Origin of the sequence: Psychroflexus sp. ALD_RP9, from assembly GCF_017311165.1 — a bacterium.
In the GTDB taxonomy this organism is placed as follows: domain Bacteria; phylum Bacteroidota; class Bacteroidia; order Flavobacteriales; family Flavobacteriaceae; genus Psychroflexus.
In genome coordinates this window covers 1,416,951-1,437,264 of the sequence record NZ_CP062973.1, presented here as the reverse complement: position 1 = coordinate 1,437,264, position 20,314 = coordinate 1,416,951, and the positions used below count along the sequence as shown (strand labels likewise).

Genomic DNA, 20,314 nt, shown 5'->3' with positions numbered 1-20,314 from the left:
TAAACTAAAGATTAAATAAATTAAGATGACAGTACTTCTCGTTATTATAATTGTTGCATTACTAGGTATCACATTTTGGCAAATGTCAAAAATGTTTAAACTATCAAAGCCTGTAAATAGTAATGACACACAAGTAGCTGATAATAAAGACAATCAAACTCAAGGTAAGTTAATGCTTGCTTTTGTAGTTTTCCTTTATCTATTTATGTTTTATTCATTTTGGGAATATAGCAGATTTTATCTACCAGAGGCGGCTTCTGAACACGGAACTGATTATGACCAATTAATGTTTATATCTTTAGCATTAATTATGTTTGTCCAAATCATAACGCAAGGACTTCTCCACTGGTTTTCATACAAGTATAAAGGTGAAAAAAACAAGAAAGCTTTATTTTACGCTGATAATGATAAATTAGAGTTTATATGGACCATAATACCCGTTATTGTATTAGCTGGGCTTATTATTTATGGACTTTTCAGTTGGAATGATATTATGAATGTTGAAGAAACTGAAGATACATTAGTTGTTGAAATATATGCCTATCAGTTTGATTGGAGAGCAAGATATGCTGGTGAGGATAAAACCTTAGGTAAAGCAAATGTAAGATTTATTGAAGGTGTTAATCAACTTGGTTTAGATGAAAGTGATCCTTACGGAAAAGATGATATCATAGTTAACGAATTACACTTACCTAAAGGAAGACCTGTATTATTCAAATTTAGGTCTCAAGATGTGTTACATTCAGCATATTTCCCGTTCTTTAGATCTCAAATGAATGTAGTTCCTGGTATGATTACACAGTTTGGATTCACGCCTACAACAACTACTAAAGAAATGAGAAAAAGCGAATACATGGTTGATAAAGTTGAAAATATCAACGAAATTCGCGATGAAAGAAGTAAAGAATTAGTTGCTAATGGTGAAATGGAACTTGAGGACTATGAATTCGATTATTACCTACTTTGTAATAAAATTTGTGGTGCATCACATTACAACATGCAAATGAAAATTGTAGTTGAAGAAGAAGAAGATTACAATGAATGGATAAAAAAACAACAAACTTTTCAAGAATTAACAGCACAAAATTAAGATAAGGTATGTCAGTAGCTTTAGAACATAATGCAGAAAACCATGCTCATGAACATCACGATCATAAGCAAACTTTTATAGAAAAATATATTTTTAGTACCGATCATAAAATGATATCAAAACAGTACTTAATAACTGGTTTGATAATGGGTATCATTGGTATTGCAATGTCTATTTTGTTTAGGTTGCAATTAGCATGGCCTGGAGAATCATTTTGGATTTTTGATGTACTACTAGGAAAATTCTCGAAGGATGGTGTTATGGACCCAAGTATTTATTTGGCGCTCGTGACTATTCATGGAACTATAATGATATTTTTTGTGTTGACAGCAGGTTTAAGTGGTACTTTCAGTAACCTTTTAATTCCTCTACAAATTGGTGCTAGAGATATGGCTTCAGGTTTCATGAATATGATATCTTACTGGTTATTCTTCATCTCTAGTGTTATCATGCTAGGCTCATTATTTGTAGAGTCTGGACCTGCTTCTTCTGGATGGACGGTTTATCCACCGTTAAGTGCGCTTCCTCAAGCTATTAGTGGTTCAGGTTTAGGTATGACGTTATGGTTAGTCTCAATGACGTTTTTTATAGCTTCATCACTACTTGGATCATTAAATTATATTGTAACTGTCCTTAACTTAAGAACTAAAGGTATGTCTATGACTCGTTTACCTTTAACAGTTTGGGCATTTTTTGTAACAGCCATCATTGGTGTAGTTTCATTCCCAGTTTTATTATCGGCTGCACTACTCCTATTAATGGATCGTAGTTTTGGAACATCATTTTTCCTAAGTGATATTTATATCCAAGGTGAAGTTTTGGCTTATCAAGGTGGTTCACCTGTATTATATGAGCACCTCTTTTGGTTTTTAGGTCACCCAGAAGTTTATATTGTATTACTTCCAGCTTTGGGTATTACTTCAGAAGTTATTGCAACGAATGCTCGTAAACCTATTTTCGGTTATCGTGCTATGATTGCTTCTATTTTAGCCATTGCATTTTTATCAACAGTTGTATGGGGTCACCACATGTTTGTATCAGGAATGAATCCTTTTCTTGGTTCAGTATTTACATTTACAACCTTACTTATTGCAATTCCTTCAGCTGTAAAAGCATTTAATTACATTACAACCTTATGGAAAGGGAATCTTCAGATGAATCCTGGAATGCTATTTTCAATCGGTTTGGTTTCTACATTTATTACAGGTGGGTTAACAGGAATTATTTTAGGTGATAGCACACTCGATATTAATGTACATGATACATACTTCGTTGTGGCTCACTTCCACTTAGTAATGGGAATTTCAGCATTATATGGCTTATTTGCTGGTGTTTACCACTGGTTCCCTAAGATGTTTGGACGTATGATGAATAAAAATTTAGGTTATGTACACTTTTGGGTAACAGCAATAGGTGCTTATGGTGTATTTTTCCCAATGCATTTTATCGGTATGGCTGGTCTTCCAAGACGATATTACACTAACACTGCATTTCCTTATTTTGATGATTTGGCCAATGTAAACGTATTAATTACTGTGTTTGCTATCATAACTGCTGCAGTTCAATTGGTGTTTCTTTATAACTTTATTTACTCAATTTTTTACGGTAAAAAAGCAACTGAAAATCCATGGAAATCTACTACTTTAGAATGGACTACTCCAGTTGAACATATACACGGGAACTGGCCAGGAGAATTACCTACTGTTTATAGATGGTCTTACGATTATAGTAAAAGAAATAAAAATGATGATGACTATGTAATTCCTGGACAGGACTTTGTCCCACAAAATATACCAGTTCAAGAAAATGAAGAAGAAACGATGCACTAATCATATTCTTAACTAAAAACAATGCAAAAGCCTTTCTCAAACAGAAAGGCTTTTTAGTTATATTTGTGAGTATGAATGAAAATTTAAACCCAGATTCTAATAATCAAAACCATGAAGAGGTCGAGATTGAACGCGCCTTAAGACCAATTAGTTTTGATGATTTTGCAGGACAATCTCATGTTTTAGAAAATCTTCAAATCTTTGTTAAAGCTGCTAATTTAAGAGGTGAAGCTCTAGATCATACATTATTTCATGGTCCACCAGGGCTTGGTAAAACAACATTAGCCTATATTTTAGCAAATGAATTAGATGCAAACATAAAAATCACTTCTGGACCTGTTATAGATAAACCCGGAGATTTAGCAGGTTTACTAACAAATTTAGAGCCAAGAGATGTTTTATTTATAGATGAAATTCACCGTTTAAGCTCAGTTGTTGAAGAGTATTTATATTCAGCAATGGAAGATTATAAGATTGATATCATGATTGAATCTGGACCAAATGCCAGAAGCGTAGAAATCAACCTTAATCCTTTCACCTTAATCGGCGCAACAACACGATCAGGGTTATTAACTTCACCGATGAGAGCTAGGTTCGGTATTTCAAACCGTTTAGAATATTACTCAACAGAATTACTAAGCGATATCATATTAAGAAGTGCATATATCTTGGATGTAAAAATCTCACAAGAAGCAGCTGTAGAAATCGCTTCTAGAAGTCGTGGTACACCAAGAATAGCAAATGCCTTATTAAGAAGAGTACGAGATTTTGCCCAAATAAAAGGTAATGGAAAAATTGATATTGAAATTTCAAAATACAGCCTAAAGGCATTAAATGTAGATGATTATGGCTTAGATGATATGGACAATAAAATTTTACAAACTATCATAAATAAGTTTAAAGGTGGTCCAGTTGGCTTAAACACCTTATCAACTGCTGTTGGTGAAAATGCTGAAACTATAGAAGAAGTTTATGAACCTTTTTTGATACAAAAAGGCTTTATTCACAGAACACCACGTGGACGTGAGGTAACAGAATTGGCTTATAAGCATTTAAACAAAATCAAACCTTCAGAACAAGGCGGTTTATTTTAAACATTAATTAATATGAAGGCATTGCCTAAAGTTTCAAGTATAGAGTTTTTAAAACATTCAGCACAAATTCTAAAAAACCCACTTCCATTTCATGAAAAAAATTTCAAAAAACTCGGTGATACCTTTCAGCTTGAATTAGGCTTTGGTAAACATGTGGTGTTTTCTAAAAGTCACAAATTAGCGCTTGAAGCACTTCAGAAAAATCAAAAAAACTTCAAAAAATCAAAAATTCAAACTGAAGATTTAGTAAAATATGTTGGTAAAGGCCTTTTGACTGCCGAAGATGAAGACTGGAAAACACAACGTCAACTTTTACAACCAACATTTTATAAAAAAAATATAGAAGGCCTTTTAGAGATTATGGAAATAACCATAAAAGATGAAATCGATAAAATTAAACCAAATACTGAAGTTGATGCCTTCCCAATATTCAATGACCTCGCATTTAAAGTGGTAGCACGAGCATTATTTAGCGATGCGATAACTGCTAATGAAATTACACGCCTGCAACACATTACTGAAGAAACCCAACAGATGCTAGTCAAAGAACTTAGACAACCTTATAAAAAATGGTGGTTTAGGTTAAGCGGAATTTTAAAAGAAAAGCTTAAACTCACAGCAGAAGCCAAGTCAATTATCACAACAATTATTCAGAAGAGACGTAAATCAGACCAACAACCTGATGACTTACTAAATCTCTTAATGCATTCAACCTACGAAGACGGTTCATTTATGACTGAAGAAAAGTTGCTAGACGAAATTTTAATTCTTTTCATCGCTGGCCACGAAACAACTTCAAACGCCTTGTGTTTTACAACACAACTTTTGGCGCAAAACCCTGTTAAACAAGAAAAGCTAGAAGAGCAGATATCAAAACATTCTAACAACTCCAACTTAATAGAACGTATAAAGTGCAACACCTATGCTAATTTTGTTATTGAAGAATCGATGCGATTATTTCCACCTGTATACTTTATAGATCGCGTAAATATAGCTGAAGTTATACACAACGACTACATCATTCCAAAAGAAACAGATTTGTTATTCTCAATTTACGAAATTCATAGAAATCCTAAGCTTTGGGACCATCCAGAATCCTTTATACCAGAGCGTTTTGCAGATGCTAAAAGCTATACTAAACACTATTTCCCTTTCGGCGCAGGTCCTCGAAAATGTATTGGTAATATGTTTGCCATGTACGAAATGAACTTGGTACTACAAGAACTTATTAAAAAATTTAAAATTGAAGCTACAAAGCCAGACATTGAAATTTTACCACTAATTAGCTTAAAACCTAAAAATGCTATTTTAAAGTTTAGCTTAAAAAATTGAAAACACTTAAGTCTCAACATACACAGTTCATCAAAAAAACAGCAAAAGATTTAGGCTTTATCTCTTGTGGAATTAGCAAAGCTGAATTTTTAAAAGATGAGGCACCAAGACTAGAAAAATGGCTAAAAGCTAATGCACATGGTAAAATGCAATACATGGAAAATCACTTCGATAAGCGCTTAGATCCATCAAAATTAGTTGAAGGCTCTAAAAGTGTTATATCATTATTGTATAATTATTTTCCAGATAAGACCCAAAACGAGAACACCTACAAAGTCAGTAAATACGCCTACGGGCAAGATTATCATCACGTAATTAAAGCCAAATTAAAAACCTTTATTAATCTCATTAGAAAAGAAATTGGAGAAGTTTCAGGTCGAGCCTTTGTTGATTCTGCTCCAGTTTTAGAAAAAGCTTGGGCCGCCAAAAGCGGATTAGGCTGGATAGGTAAACACTCTAATTTGCTAAGCAAGCAAGTTGGTTCATTTTACTTTATAGCCGAATTGATTTTAGACTTAGAACTTGAAACAGACACACCTGTTACAGACCATTGTGGCTCTTGTACCAAATGCATAGATGCCTGCCCAACAAACGCCATAACACCATATCAAGTAGATGGTAGCAAGTGTATTTCATACTTCACCATCGAGCTAAAAGATGAAATCCCTAAAGAATTTAAAAATCAATTTGAGGATTGGATGTTTGGCTGCGATATTTGTCAAGATGTTTGTCCTTGGAATAGATTCAGCAAACCACATAATGAACCTTTATTTAATCCACATCCAGATTTACTAGAAAACACTAAAGAAGATTGGGAAGAAATTACCAAAGAAGTATTTAATGAAATTTTTAGGAAATCAGCCGTTAAACGCACCAAGTTTGAAGGCTTAAAACGAAACATCAACTACATCAAACAAAACAGTAACTCGAATAGTTGAAGTTTACACTTTAATATTGCAATTAAAGAAACTAAAAATCAATAAAAACCCTAATTTTGTCGTTTCCATTTTTATAGGAAGCTATAAAATATATTCCCTATGAGTAAAGTTAGAAAAAGAAGAGAAGCCTTAGTCTATCACGCTAAACCAAATCCAGGAAAAATTGAAGTTGTACCTACTAAAAAACATGCTTCACAAAGAGATTTAGGTCTCGCCTATTCGCCTGGAGTTGCAGAGCCTTGTATTGAAATTAATAAAGACATAAACAATGCTTACAAATATACCAACAAAGGTAATTTGGTTGCAGTCATCAGTAATGGGACAGCAGTTTTAGGTCTTGGCGATATTGGAGCTGAAGCTTCAAAACCTGTAATGGAAGGCAAAGCTTTATTATTTAAAATATTTGCAGATATTGATGTATTCGATATAGAGGTTGATGCTAAAGATCCAGAAAAATTTATCGAAACCGTAAAAAATATAGCACCAACTTTTGGCGGTATAAACCTAGAAGACATTAAAGCACCAGAAGCTTTTGAAATTGAAAACCGCCTTAAAGACGAACTCAATATCCCAGTCATGCACGACGACCAGCATGGTACGGCAATCATTTCAGCAGCTGCCTTAATCAATGCGCTCGAAATTGCCAACAAAAATATTGAAGACATTAAAATAGTAGTCTCAGGTGCAGGTTCAGCTGCCATTGCTTGTACAGACTTATATGCATTCATGGGCGCCAAAACCAAAAATATTTACATGTTTGATATTGATGGTTTGGTTTCTGAAAATAGAACTGACCTACTGCCGAATCAAATGAAGTATGCACAAAAGAACCAAAACCTAAAAATGGTTGACGCCATTAAAAATGCTGATGTCTTTTTAGGACTATCAGCTGGTGGTGTTCTTAAGCCAGAAATGCTTAAATCAATGGCTAAAGATCCTATTGTTTTTGCTATGGCAAATCCAGAGCCAGAAATTGAATACGATTTAGCAAAATCAACTAGAGATGATGTAATTATGGCTACTGGACGTACAGATTATCCAAACCAAGTCAATAACGTTCTTGGCTTTCCCTATATTTTTAGAGGTGCACTCGATGTACGCGCTACTAAGATAAATGAGGAAATGAAAATGGCAGCCGTTAAAGCAATTGCAGAGTTAGCAAAGAAACCTGTACCAGAACAAGTTAATATTGCCTATTCTGAAACTCGCCTTAATTTCGGTAAAGACTATATTATCCCTAAACCCTTTGATCCGAGATTAATCGGTGAAATTCCACCTGCAGTGGCAAAAGCAGCAATTGCCTCTGGTGTAGCAAAACAAGAAATAACAGATTGGACTACTTATGAAGAGGAACTTCTCGAACGCATGGGTAGCGAAGATAAAATCACCAGACTACTAATAAGCGGAGCTAAACGTAACCCAAAACGTATTATATATGCTGAGGCTGACCACCTAGATGTATTAAAAGCTGCTCAAATTGTTTATGATGAAGGAATAGGGAAACCTATTTTGCTTGGCAGAAGAGAGTTGATTTTAGAACTTATGAATGAAATTGAATTTGATGCCAGTAACGTTCAAATTATAGATCCAAAATCTGAAAAACAACGTGAACAGCGTGAAGAATATGCTGAATTACTTTGGAAAAAGAAATCAAGAAAAGGAATTACGCTCTTTGATGCTAAAAAATTAATTCGCGAACGTAATTATTTTGCTGCTATGATGCTAGAAAAAGGCGACGCCGATGCAATGCTATCAGGTTATTCTAGAGCTTATCCAGCAGTTTTAAAACCAATTCTAGAACTTATTGGCAAAGAAAAAGGCGTTGAAAAAGTGGCAGCTACTAATCTTATGAATACAGCTAAAGGACCAATCTTCATTAGTGATACTTCAATAAATATTACACCTTCAGCTAACGAGTTAGCTAATATTGCTATCATGACTGCGCGTACCGTAAAAATGTTTGGTATTGAACCTAACATGGCGCTAGTTTCATATTCTAACTTTGGTTCATCGAATCATCCAAGTGCTAAAACTGTAAAAGAGGCTATTTCAATCTTACATCAAAATCATCCAGATCTTTCGGTTGATGGAGAGTTGCAGGTTGATTTTGCACTTAATCGTAAAATGAGAAACCAAAAGTTTCCATTTTCAAAATTGAAAAATCTAAAAGTAAATACACTAATTTACCCAAATCTTGATGCTGCAAACGCAACTTACAAACTTATTAAAGAGTTAAATAGTAGCGATTCGATAGGACCGATTTTAATGGGACTCAACAAACCGGCACATATTTTTCAACTAGGCGCAAGTGTAGATGAAATGGTAAACATGTCTGCAGTAGCAATTGTAGATGCACAACGTAAAGAGAAAAAGAAAAGTTTATAAAACCTAGCAAAAGATTAATTTTGTTACATTTGGAAATTCTTAAAATCATCTAAAAATGATTACACAAATCATTGGTAAACTTGTTGAAAAAAACCCAACACATTTAGTGATTGACTGTAATGGTGTTGGTTACGAAGTCAACGTCTCGTTACATACGTTTTCACAAATTAAAGATGAAGAATTAATCAGGCTTTATACACATCTCCATGTAAAAGAAGATGCACACACACTTTATGGTTTTGCTGAAAAATCCGAGCGAGAAGTTTTTAGAAAACTTATTAGCGTTAGTGGTATTGGTACTAGCACAGCAAGGATTATGTTATCTTCATTATCACCAAATCAAGTCGTTGAAGCTATTTTAAATGAAGATGCAGAAACAATACAAAGTGTTAAGGGAATTGGCAAAAAGACTGCACAACGTGTTATTTTAGATTTAAAAGACAAACTTGACAAAACCGAAGAAATTGATGTTATTTCTACACCAAACCACAATAGTAACAAAAAAGAAGCGTTATCAGCATTAGAAACTTTAGGCTATAACCGCAAAGTTTCTGAAAAAGTAGTGACTACTATTTTAGCTAATGAGCCATCATCAAGTGTAGAAAATATCATTAAACTGGCATTGAAAAAATTATAATTCATTTGAAACCAACTAAATTTCTCAAATTTAAATCTCACTATTTTCTCTTTTTCAGCTTAGTTGTTTGTAGCTTAACGATAAATGCACAAAACAATCAAGATAGCACAAAAACAGGTTACGCTTTCGGTAGTATTTTTATGGAAGATCCATCAAGTATCTTAAAAAAATACACTTATGACCCCATTTTAGATAAGTACATTTATACTGAAAAAGTAGGAGATGTTAATGTAAAGTATCCTTTAGTTTTAACGCGTAAAGAATTTGAAGATCTTTATCTTGAAGAACAACTGAAGGCCTATTTTAAACAAAAAACTGATGCAGCTAACGGGAAAAATGATGAAGAACAAAAAAACTTAATTCCCATATTTTATGTCAATAATTCATTTTTCGAAACCATTTTTGGGGGTAACAAAATTGAAGTCATACCTCGAGGCTCTGTTGCAATAGATTTAGGAATATTATACTCTAAACAAGATAACCCTGCTATATCACCAAGAAACCAAAGCAACTTAACTTTCGATTTCGATCAACGTATTAGCTTTGGGATGCAAGCTTCAGTTGGTAAACGTTTAAAAGTTAACGCTGAGTATGATACACAATCAACTTTTGATTTTCAAAATCAAATTAAGCTAGAATATACACCAACCGAAGACGATATTATTCGAAAAATTGAAGTTGGTAATGTAAACATGCCTATTAACAGTTCATTAATTGAAGGTGCACAGAGTTTATTTGGTGTAAAAACTGAACTTCAATTTGGAAAAACAACCATTACAGGTGTATTTTCAGAATTAAATTCAGAACGCCAAAATGTAAGTGTTGAAGGTGGCGCAACAGTTCGTGATTTTGATAAGTTTATTTTAGATTATGATGAAAATAGGCACTTTTTCCTATCACAGTATTTTCGTGACCAATACAATGAGGCGCTAGAAAACTACCCATTTATAAATAGTAAATTCCAAATCACAAGAATTCAAGTTTGGGTCACCAATCGAACCAACAACTCTCAAACCTTTTCTAACGCTAGAAATATTGTAGCTATACAAGATATTGGTGAGTCTCAACCACAGAATATTGGTCTTTTCATAGATAACCAAGGTAACCTCACAGGATCACCTGTACCGAACTTTATTAATAATCCTGGCGGAAGACCAGATAACGCTAACAACGATTTTAACCCACTTGGCATCAATAACGGCACATCTTTATTGACCGATAATATTAGAGACATTGCAACTGTTAACCAAGGTTTCGGTCAAGCTAATAGTTTTGTAAGCGAAGGCCGTGACTATGCTATACTAGAAAATGCTAGAGAATTAACGCAAAATGATTTTACATTATATCCAGAATTAGGTTATATTAGTTTAAATCAGCGTCTGTCTAATGATGAAATACTTGGAGTTGCTTTTGAATATAAAACTACAGATGGATCAGTTTTTAGGGTTGGTGAATTTGCCAATGGTGGTCCAGAAGCAACTGAAACAACCGAAAACCCAAACATAGAAGGTGAACAAATTCCTCAGAGCCAAAACTTAGTGGTTAAAATGCTTAAAAGCCCAATCACTAATGTTAACGAGCCTGTTTGGGATTTAATGATGAAAAACTTTTATAGCTTAGGAGCTACGCAACTTGAGCAAGATGGTTTTAGATTTAATATTTTATACACAGACCCACAACCTGTTAACTTTATCACTCAGGCACCAAACGCTAATGAAGCTTTACCTTTAGACGTAGAAGACCAAAACTTACTAAAGGTATTTAATTTTGACCAATTAAACGCTAATAACGACCCTATTAACGGTGGCGATGGATTTTTCGACTTTGTTACTGGCATTACAATAGACCCTCAAAACGGCTTAATTAAGTTTACAAAAGTTGAGCCTTTTGGCGAATACCTTTTTAATAAACTAGACAATACACCAAATACAGGTACAGAAGACTATAATGATATAAATACTTACAATGGTAACCAAGCTAAATATGTTTTTAGAAGTTTGTACAGAACTACAAAAACACAAGCACAACAACAAGGTGCCGATAAAAACAAGTTTCAGTTAAAAGGTCGCTACAAAGCCTCTGGCAGTGATGGTATACCCATTGGTGCTTTTAATGTTCCGCGTGGTTCTGTTACAGTTACAGCTGGTGGTCGGGAACTTCAAGAAGGTGTAGATTATACCGTAAATTATGAACTTGGCCGCGTTAATATTTTAGATGAAGCACTTCTCGCCTCCAATACGCCTATTAATATTTCAACTGAAAACAATGCCTTATTTGGCAGACAAACCAAACGCTTTACAGGTATTGATGTGCAACATCGCTTCAGTGATGAACTTCAACTTGGCGCAACATTTTTAAACCTTAATGAACGCCCAATTACTCAAAAAGCAGACTATAACACCGAGCCTATTAATAATTCTATCTACGGCTTCAATTTTAAATACGATACTGAGGTCCCTTTTTTCACAAGATTAGTCAATAAATTACCTAATACAGATACCGATGTTGAGTCGCGTTTCTCTTTAAGAGGCGAATTTGCCTACTTAAAGCCTGGTGCTCCAAAAGGAAATGAATTTGGTGGTGAAGCAACCACTTATGTAGATGATTTTGAAGGCTCACAAACATCAATTTCGGTTTTAAACCCTGATGCATGGGCACTTTCTAGTGTACCTGTTGGTTTTCGTGGACCTAATGACACTGGTGGAAATTATGATGTTAATGATGATATTAGTATCAATAATTATAGAGCAAAATTAAATTGGTATACCATAGACCCTATTTTTTACAGCTCTCAAAGACCTGAAGGAATTTCAGACCAAGACTTATCACAATACTATTCACGCCGTATTTTAATTAATGAATTATTTCCTAATACCGATTTAGTACCAGGTCAAATTCAAACTATATTTTCGCTTGACTTACACTACAAACCAAGTAATCGCGGAATGTACAATTATAATCCAGCAGCTTCAACCGACGGGCAATTGCCTGACCCATCTCAAAATTTTGGTGGAATCATGCGTGGCTTACAAACTACCGACTTTGAACGAGCTAATGTCGAATTTGTTGAATTTTGGGTGATGGATCCTTTCATTTATGCTGAAAACGCAAACAACAACGGCGGTAAAGTGGTTTTAAACTTCGGAAGTATTTCTGAAGATATTTTGAAAGATGGTAGAAAACAATTCGAAAATGGTTTACCAGAAGATGGTGGCTTTTCGAATGCTATCAGTACCAACTTCGCAAAAGTTCCGAGTAGCCAGTCTTTGGTTTATGCTTTCGATTCTGAAGGCCAAGCTAGAGTTAATCAAGATGTTGGTTTAGATGGACTCACAAATATAGATGAAGCAGAAAAATTCCCTCAATTTGCTGGTTTTGAAGACCCATCACAAGATGACTTTATCTTTTATTTAAACGCTGATGGCGGTATTTTAGAGCGTTACGAAAAATATAATGGACTACAAGGCAATAACCCAGTTGAAGTGACTCAGAACAATCGTGGTAATTCAGCTTTTCCTGATGTTGAAGATGTTAACCGCGACAATACCATGAACACGATAGATAGTTATTTCGAGTATGAGGTTCCGCTATTTCCTAACATGAGTGTAGAAAATAACACAAGTAATATTGCAGGCATTAATAGAGACTATATTACTGATGTAAGAGAAGTTAATGCCACTTTACCAAATGGTCAGCAAATACCAGCAAGATGGGTTCAATTTCGAGTACCATTACGCACCAACCAAGAATTTGCTATTGGTGGCATTTCAGACTTACGTTCAGTACGGTTCATGCGAATGTTCTTAACAGATTTTGAAGAAGAAACAATTTTAAGATTCGGATCACTAGATTTAGTTAGGGGCGATTATCTAACTTATGACCAAGCAATTGTACCTGACGGAAGCGATCCTGAATTAAACTCAAATACACAATTTAATGTTGAAGCCGTAAGTGAAGAAATTACTTCTACTTATGTAACGCCACCTGGCGTTGTTAGAGAACAACTAGTTAATAATAATGTAACCGTTAGAGACGACGAAAAATCTTTAGCTTTAATTGTAAAAAACTTAGAATCAGAAGATTCGCGTGGTGTGTTTAAAAATTACCAAATTGATATGCGGCAGTATGAAAACCTAGAGCTATTTTTACATGCTGAAGCTTTACCTGCACCAAATCCGCAATTGCAGGATAATCAATTGGTGGCATTCATCAGAATGGGAATTGATTTTACTAATAACTTCTACCAAGTTGAAATTCCTCTTACCGTTAGCGATCCTTCAGATATAACAGCTCGTGGTGTCTGGCCTGAAGAAAACGACTTAAAATTACCGCTTAATCTTCTTCAAGAAATTAAATCTATAGTATTAGGCAATAATGCACTTAGCAATCTTGATTTAAACTTTTTTAACGAAGACTTATCACCTTCTACTGAAGTTACACCAGGTCAATTAAGAGTTGGCATTAAAGGTAATCCGAGCTTTGGAAACATTAGAGTTTTAATGCTTGGTTTAAGGAATGCTTCAGGCCAAAATGTATCAGGTAATGTTTGGTTTAACGAGTTAAGGCTTTCTGGACTTAAAAACCAAGGCGGTTGGGCAGCTGTTGCAAACATGGACACGAATTTTGCTGATTTTGCAAATATTTCTGCTTCAGGTAGACGTAGCACCGTTGGTTTTGGCGGTATTGAACAAGGCCCAAATCAACGTAGTCGTGAAGATGTGAAACAATATGATGTGGTTACAGGCTTAAATTTTGGCCAACTTTTACCCGAAAATTGGGGCATTAAAATTCCGTTTTCCTACAGTCGTGGAGAAGAATTAATCACACCTCAGTTTGATCCTGTTTACCTAGATTTAGAACTTGAAACTTTACTAGACAATGCACAAGACCAGGCTACAGAAGACCAAATACTAGAACGCGCAGAAACTTACACAAGAAGACAAAGTGTGAGTGTTATTGGCCTTCGAAAAGACCGAACCAATGATGATAGTACACCAATGCCTTATGACGTAGAAAATTTTACATTTTCAGGCACCTATAATCAAGAAGACTATCGTGACTTCGAAGTAGAAAAATCTAAAGACCAAAGCGTTGATGTAAGTCTAACCTATGAATATCAAGTTGAACCGCTAAAAGTTGAACCTTTCAAAAACATAGAGTTGCTCAACAGCCCTTATTTCAATTTGTTGAAAGATTTTAACATTAACTTGTTACCTACTTCAATCTCTGCATCATCTAACATTAATAGGCAGTACAATGAATTACAATTTAGAAATATAGACCTTCCGCCAGGTAGTATTGGCACACCTAAATTATATCAACGTAACTACTTTTACGATTGGCAATATGCTATTGATTATAAGTTAACCGATAATTTGAATTTTAACTTCAACTCTTCTACCAACCGTATTGTTAGAAATTTTATTGATGAGAATAATAACCAAGATAATTCAGTTGGTGTTTGGGACGACTTTTTAAATTTTGGTGCACCTAATAGGCATTATCAAAAACTTCAGGTTAATTATACTTTACCTTTAGAAAAGCTTCCGTTTTTAAGTTTTGTAAGAGCTCAATATTCTTATACAGGAGATTTTATGTGGCAAAAAGGCTCTGAAATTTTACGAGGCCTAGACAATATTCCAGATCTAGGAAATTCGGTTCAAAACTCGTCTGCTCATAATTTAAATGCTACACTGACGATGTCAAGACTTTATAGTTACCTTGGTTTAGAGAAAAAAAGAGCTAGAGGCGATCAAAATCAAACACAAAATCAAAGAGGTGTTAGAAGACGAAACAATAGACTTCAGCAAGCTAACCAAAAGAAAAAAACAAATGAAGCTGAACAACTACCTACTGAACTTAGCGTAAAAGATAAAGCCTTTAATACCTTAATTGGCTTAGTGACTGCTGTAGATAGAGTTCAAGTTAACTACGCCAATACAGAAGGAATCTATTTACCAGGCTATACCAATAGTATTGGCTTTGGCGGAACATTTAAGCCAACGGCTGGATTTACATTTGGAAGTCAAAATGACGTACGTGAAATAGCAGCAAGAAAAGGTTGGTTAACCATGTATCAAGATTTTAATGAAGAGTACACAAAAACTCAAAACGAGCAACTCGATATTCAAGCTGGTATTAGACTACTACCAGGTCTAACCATAGATTTAATTGCTAACCGCTTATACTCAGAAACCTATACCGAAAACTTTCGTGTTGACCAAAATACACTACAGTACCAATCTATCACGCCGTATAGCTTTGGTAATTTCAATATTTCTACTAATATGATTAGGACAGCATTTCAGCCAAGTAGCCGAGATGTTTCTGCAACCTTTGACCAATTTAAAGAAAATAGGCTAATCATTGCCAACCGCCTTGCTACACGAGCAGGTATAAATATTAACAATCCAGATAACCTTGACGAAAACGGCTATCCGATTGGTTTTGGCCCAAATAGCCAAGACGTTCTTTTACCGTCGTTTTTATCTGCTTACACTGGAGAAGATGCTTCAAAGTCAAGCTTAAAAACCTTCAGAGACACACCATTGCCTAATTGGAATTTAAAATACACAGGCTTAATGCGGTTAAATTGGTTTAAAGAGCGTTTTACACGATTTTCAATTCAGCATGCTTACTCATCGAGTTTTACAGTTAACCAGTTCCAAAGTAATTTACAATACAACAGGTTATCGCCGTATAGTGAATTTAACCTAGATCAAAATGGTAATTTTAACAGTGAATTGATTATAGCGAATGTTAATTTAATAGAACAGTTTACACCATTATTGAAAATAGATTTTGAAATGAAAAATTCGGTCAGTATTTTAGCCGAATATAAAAAAGATAGGGCATTATCTTTAAGCTTTAATAATAGCTTATTAACAGAAATGCTTGGTGAAGAATATATCGTTGGTCTTGGCTACAGAATTAAAGATTTAAAAATTGTAACCCAGTTTGAAGGCAACAGAAGAATTTTAAGTAGCGATTTAAATTTAAAAGCCGATGTTTCTTTACGCCGAAATGAAACAATTATACGTTCTTTAGATATTGAAAATAATAGAATAACCGCTGGTCAAGATATTTGGTCTATTAACTTTACTGCAGATTATGCCTTTACAAAAAACTTAACGGCTATTTTCTTTTACGACCATGTGTTTTCTAAAAATGCAATTTCAACCATTTTCCCGCAAACAACTATTAGAAGCGGATTTACAATTAGATATAACTTTGGAAACTAAATAAAAATTAAAAATATGAATTTACCAGAAGACTTAAAGTATACTAAAGACCATGAATGGATTAAGATTGATGGTGATACGATTACTGTTGGCATTACAGATTTTGCTCAAAGTGAACTTGGCGATATTGTTTACGTTGAAGTAGAAACTGTTGATGAAACCCTAGATAAAGATGAAGTCTTTGGAACTGTAGAAGCCGTTAAAACAGTGTCTGACCTATTTATTCCTGTTGATGGTGAAATAATAGAGTTTAATGAAAGTCTAGAAGACGAACCAGAAAAAGTTAACGAAGATCCTTATGGCGATGGCTGGATGATTAAAGTAAAAGTAAGTGATAAATCGCAATTAGACGAATTAATGGATGCTGAAGCTTACAAAGCTCATATCGGATAAAAAAATCAGTTTTGCTGTTGCCCTAATCATAAGTTGTGGTATAGCAATTCTATCTTTAGTTAGAATGAGTAACATTCCTAGCATTGGCACTGAAAATTCTGATAAGGTATATCATGCCATAGCTTATTTCATATTAAGCACAGCATGGAATTTATTTTATTTAAATTCAGCTAAAGAACATACTAAAATTAAGTTTATTTTAAGTATTTGTATTTCAATTATACTTTTTGGCATTGTTATTGAGTTTCTACAAGAATTAATAACTAGTTATAGAACTTTTGACGTCAACGACATGTTTGCTAATTCTATTGGATGCATATCAGCAGCTATAGTCTTTGCAATCTTGTTAGAGAAATTAAAAATTAAATGGCTAAAATTTAATTAGTAAATTGAAAATTTATACTTTAGTAACCTCTAAAATTTAACTATGGAACCTAAAAAGAATCCTAAAAAAGATTTGAATAGAAAAAGTTTTCTTTTCTTTCAAATTGGTTTAGCACTTATGCTGGGGATTACGTTGGTCTTAATCGAATGGAAAACATACGATAAAGAGCAAATAGACACTGGCAAGGTAGATTTAAACATGCTTGAAGAAGAAGATGTACCAATCACTGAAATTCAAGCACCACCACCGCCACCGCCACCACCGCCACCACCAGCACCACCTGTAATCGAGGTCGTTGATAACGAAGAAGAAGTTGAAGAAGTTGTCATTGAAGCAACCGATACAGACCAAGATGAGGTAGTTGAAGTTGAAGAAGTTGAAGAAGTTGAAGAAGAAATTGGCGATGTGTCATTTATGGTCATTGAGCAAGCACCTATTTTCCCTGGTTGTGAAAACGCTAAGGACAAGAAAAAATGTATGAGTGAAAAAATAAAGGAGTTTGTAAATGATGAGTTTAATACAGGTTTAGCTTCAGATTTGGGATTATCAGGTATTAACCGTGTTTATGTTCAATTCAAAATCAATAAAAACGGTGATATTGTAGAGGTTGGTGCTAGAGCTCCACATCCAAGGTTACAACGTGAAGGTGAACGTGTAATTAAAAAGTTACCTAAAATGAAGCCAGGTGAACAACGTGGACAAAAAGTAGGTGTTATTTACTCATTACCTATTACCTTTCAAGTTAGAGATTAACTTCAAAATTTCAATAATTTAATGCAGCCTAGGTTAATTACCTAGGCTTTTTTTTTAAAATTAGTAATAAGTAGAATTGTTATCTTTACGAACTAATTTAAACTTACCATGAATCTGAATCGACTTATTTTAATTCTTGCCTTAAACGCAACTTTTATTAGCACTGCCCAAAAAAAGCTTGAGACTTATCCTGTTTTCGAAAATTGTGAATCTATCTCAACTAAAAAATGCTTTAATGAAACATTTATCTCAGAATTAAAGGAAAAATATAGTCACCCAAACGATTTAGATACGACTCAACTTATTGAAGCTAAACTATTATTTGAGGTTGATACAGCTGGCGTATTTAAACCAATATTTATTAATACTTCAAATATTAAAGTAAAACGCCAACTTGAAAAAGCTATCGCTAAATTACCTCAAATTAAACCCGCAACTTATAATGCAAAACCGCGATTTGTAAGGTATAATGTTACTGTTAAAGTACCTTTTGAATTAAGCGAAAATTTCAAATTAGTTCAAACAAATAGCACGGCCAACAAAACTTCAACCGAGATTAAAACTAATCCTCTAAAGTTAGAATACGATCGCTTAAAAAATCAAAAATTTAATGACGAACAGTTTGATAGTCAGCTAAATATTCCGTTTTCACATGAGGTTTATAATCGTTTCGACAAACAAATGAATATGATTGGGACCAATACTCATACAGCTTCAAAACCATTTTCTTATGAAGAAGTAAAACCTTACTACAGCTTCAAAGATAATGTAGAAACACTAAGATTTGAGACTGATACTTGGTTTGGAAAAAAATTCTTTAATGAAGACTTAGTAACCATAAAAGGAGAAGATTACTGGTTCACTATTAACATTGGCGCTGATTTACAACTAGGAAAAGACTTTGACTCGAATAGTGATTACACCTACAACAATACGCGAGCAGCCTTTATTCAAGGACAACTTGGTAAAAAAATTAATGTATTTACAGCTATTTACGAAAGTCAAGGCCGTTTTGCCGATTATTTTAATCGTTATGCAGAATCGATTGGACCTTATGATGGCAACCCTGCAACGATTCCATCAAGAGGAATTGCCAAAAGGTTTGGAGAAGATGCGTATGACTACCCAATCGCTGAAGGCTATATAAGCTACAAGCCTAGTCAATATTTCAGATTTACACTCGGGCATGGTCAAAACTTCATCGGTGATGGATATAGATCTTTATTTATAAGTGACAATGCGTCTATTCATCCATACTTTAAAATTGAAACTAATGTTTGGAAACTAAAATATACAAATACATGGCGCTCACTACGCGACATTAGAAGCGCTGTAAATGATAATGGCTCTTATCGTACTAAATTTATGGCAACTCACCATTTAAGCTACAATGTTACTAAACGCTTAAATCTTGGTCTTTTTGAGTCGGTCATTTGGGAAAACGATAATAATCGAGGGTTTGACTTCAACTACTTGAATCCAGTTATACTTTACCAAATGATTCAGTTTTCTACAGGTTCTGAAGGCGGTAATGCTTTGATTGGTCTTAGTTATAAATATAAGTGGACAGACCAAATTAATTCTTATGGACAGCTTATTATAGATGAGTTTTCAAGTGATGCTGTATTTGGTGGTCAACAAAGCTGGAAAAATAAGCTTGGCTACCAACTTGGTGTAAAATATTTTGATGCATTTAAGGTTAAAGACTTAACGCTTCAAGTAGAATATAATCAGGTAAGACCTTATACCTATTCCCACAATACAGGTGTACTTAATTACGGTCATAACAACCAATCATTGGCTCATCAATGGGGCGCTAATTTCAGAGAATTAATTGGTATTGCTAGGTATAGAAAAGATAGATGGTATGGGCATACAAAACTGATTTTTGGTAAACGCGGCCTAGAAACCAACGAGAACTTTGACCCTTATTATGGTGGTATTATTTTCGGAAATGAACGTGATCGCGCTTTTGAAAATAATGTTAAAATAGGTCAAGGCAATACCGTTAATATTTTTATTGGTGAGCTTGAATTAGGCTACTTACTTAACCCTAAAACAAACTTAAAGTTATACACCTCACTTATTTATAGAGATTTTAATGCGAGTACAAATACTTCAAAGGTATTTGATAATACGACAACTTGGTTAAATTTCGGTTTTAGAACAGATTTATTTAATTGGTACTACGACCGTTAAAAGGCTTTAAAATTCTGTGTAAATATTAACGAACGTCT

General features: G+C 34.2%; 12 protein-coding genes. All 12 read left to right on the top strand.

What is annotated here, in order from left to right; all coding sequences use genetic code 11:
• Window positions 1–25: 25 nt before the first annotated feature.
• Window positions 26–1,090, top strand: a complete 1,065-nt coding sequence (locus IMZ30_RS06735) for a cytochrome c oxidase subunit II (RefSeq protein WP_207037566.1) — start codon at window positions 26–28, stop codon at window positions 1,088–1,090.
• Window positions 1,091–1,098: 8 nt separating this feature from the next.
• Window positions 1,099–2,919: a cbb3-type cytochrome c oxidase subunit I gene (locus tag IMZ30_RS06730; protein WP_207037565.1), complete on the top strand. Its 1,821-nt coding sequence runs from the start codon at window positions 1,099–1,101 to the stop codon at window positions 2,917–2,919.
• A 71-nt stretch (window positions 2,920–2,990) separates the two neighbouring features.
• A complete protein-coding gene (gene ruvB, locus IMZ30_RS06725; RefSeq protein WP_207037564.1) occupies window positions 2,991–4,013 on the top strand; it encodes a Holliday junction branch migration DNA helicase RuvB in 1,023 nt (340 codons plus the stop codon).
• Window positions 4,014–4,025: 12 nt separating this feature from the next.
• Window positions 4,026–5,345, top strand: a complete 1,320-nt coding sequence (locus IMZ30_RS06720; protein ID WP_207037563.1) for a cytochrome P450 — start codon at window positions 4,026–4,028, stop codon at window positions 5,343–5,345.
• Window positions 5,342–6,283: a tRNA epoxyqueuosine(34) reductase QueG gene (gene queG / locus IMZ30_RS06715; RefSeq protein WP_207037562.1), complete on the top strand. Its 942-nt coding sequence runs from the start codon at window positions 5,342–5,344 to the stop codon at window positions 6,281–6,283. The genes IMZ30_RS06720 and queG overlap by 4 nt, the downstream gene beginning before the upstream one ends.
• Window positions 6,284–6,382: 99 nt before the next feature.
• Window positions 6,383–8,668, top strand: coding sequence for an NADP-dependent malic enzyme (locus IMZ30_RS06710; protein ID WP_207037561.1), 2,286 nt, complete (start codon window positions 6,383–6,385; stop codon window positions 8,666–8,668).
• A gap of 55 nt (window positions 8,669–8,723) precedes the next feature.
• Complete coding sequence (gene ruvA / locus IMZ30_RS06705) at window positions 8,724–9,305, top strand: Holliday junction branch migration protein RuvA (RefSeq protein WP_207037560.1); 582 nt, start codon at window positions 8,724–8,726, stop codon at window positions 9,303–9,305.
• Between the two features lie 5 nt (window positions 9,306–9,310).
• Window positions 9,311–16,546 carry a cell surface protein SprA gene (gene sprA, locus IMZ30_RS06700; protein ID WP_242529641.1) on the top strand — a complete coding sequence of 2,412 codons (7,236 nt, stop codon included), beginning with the start codon at window positions 9,311–9,313 and terminating at the stop codon, window positions 16,544–16,546.
• 15 nt (window positions 16,547–16,561) lie between these two features.
• Window positions 16,562–16,939: a glycine cleavage system protein GcvH gene (gene gcvH, locus IMZ30_RS06695; RefSeq protein WP_207037559.1), complete on the top strand. Its 378-nt coding sequence runs from the start codon at window positions 16,562–16,564 to the stop codon at window positions 16,937–16,939.
• A gap of 64 nt (window positions 16,940–17,003) precedes the next feature.
• Window positions 17,004–17,324 carry a VanZ family protein gene (locus tag IMZ30_RS06690; RefSeq protein WP_207037558.1) on the top strand — a complete coding sequence of 107 codons (321 nt, stop codon included), beginning with the start codon at window positions 17,004–17,006 and terminating at the stop codon, window positions 17,322–17,324.
• A 42-nt stretch (window positions 17,325–17,366) separates the two neighbouring features.
• Window positions 17,367–18,077, top strand: coding sequence for an energy transducer TonB (locus tag IMZ30_RS06685; protein WP_207037557.1), 711 nt, complete (start codon window positions 17,367–17,369; stop codon window positions 18,075–18,077).
• 108 nt (window positions 18,078–18,185) lie between these two features.
• Window positions 18,186–20,276: a gliding motility protein RemB gene (locus IMZ30_RS06680; RefSeq protein ID WP_242529640.1), complete on the top strand. Its 2,091-nt coding sequence runs from the start codon at window positions 18,186–18,188 to the stop codon at window positions 20,274–20,276.
• The last annotated feature ends 38 nt before the right edge of the window (window positions 20,277–20,314 follow it).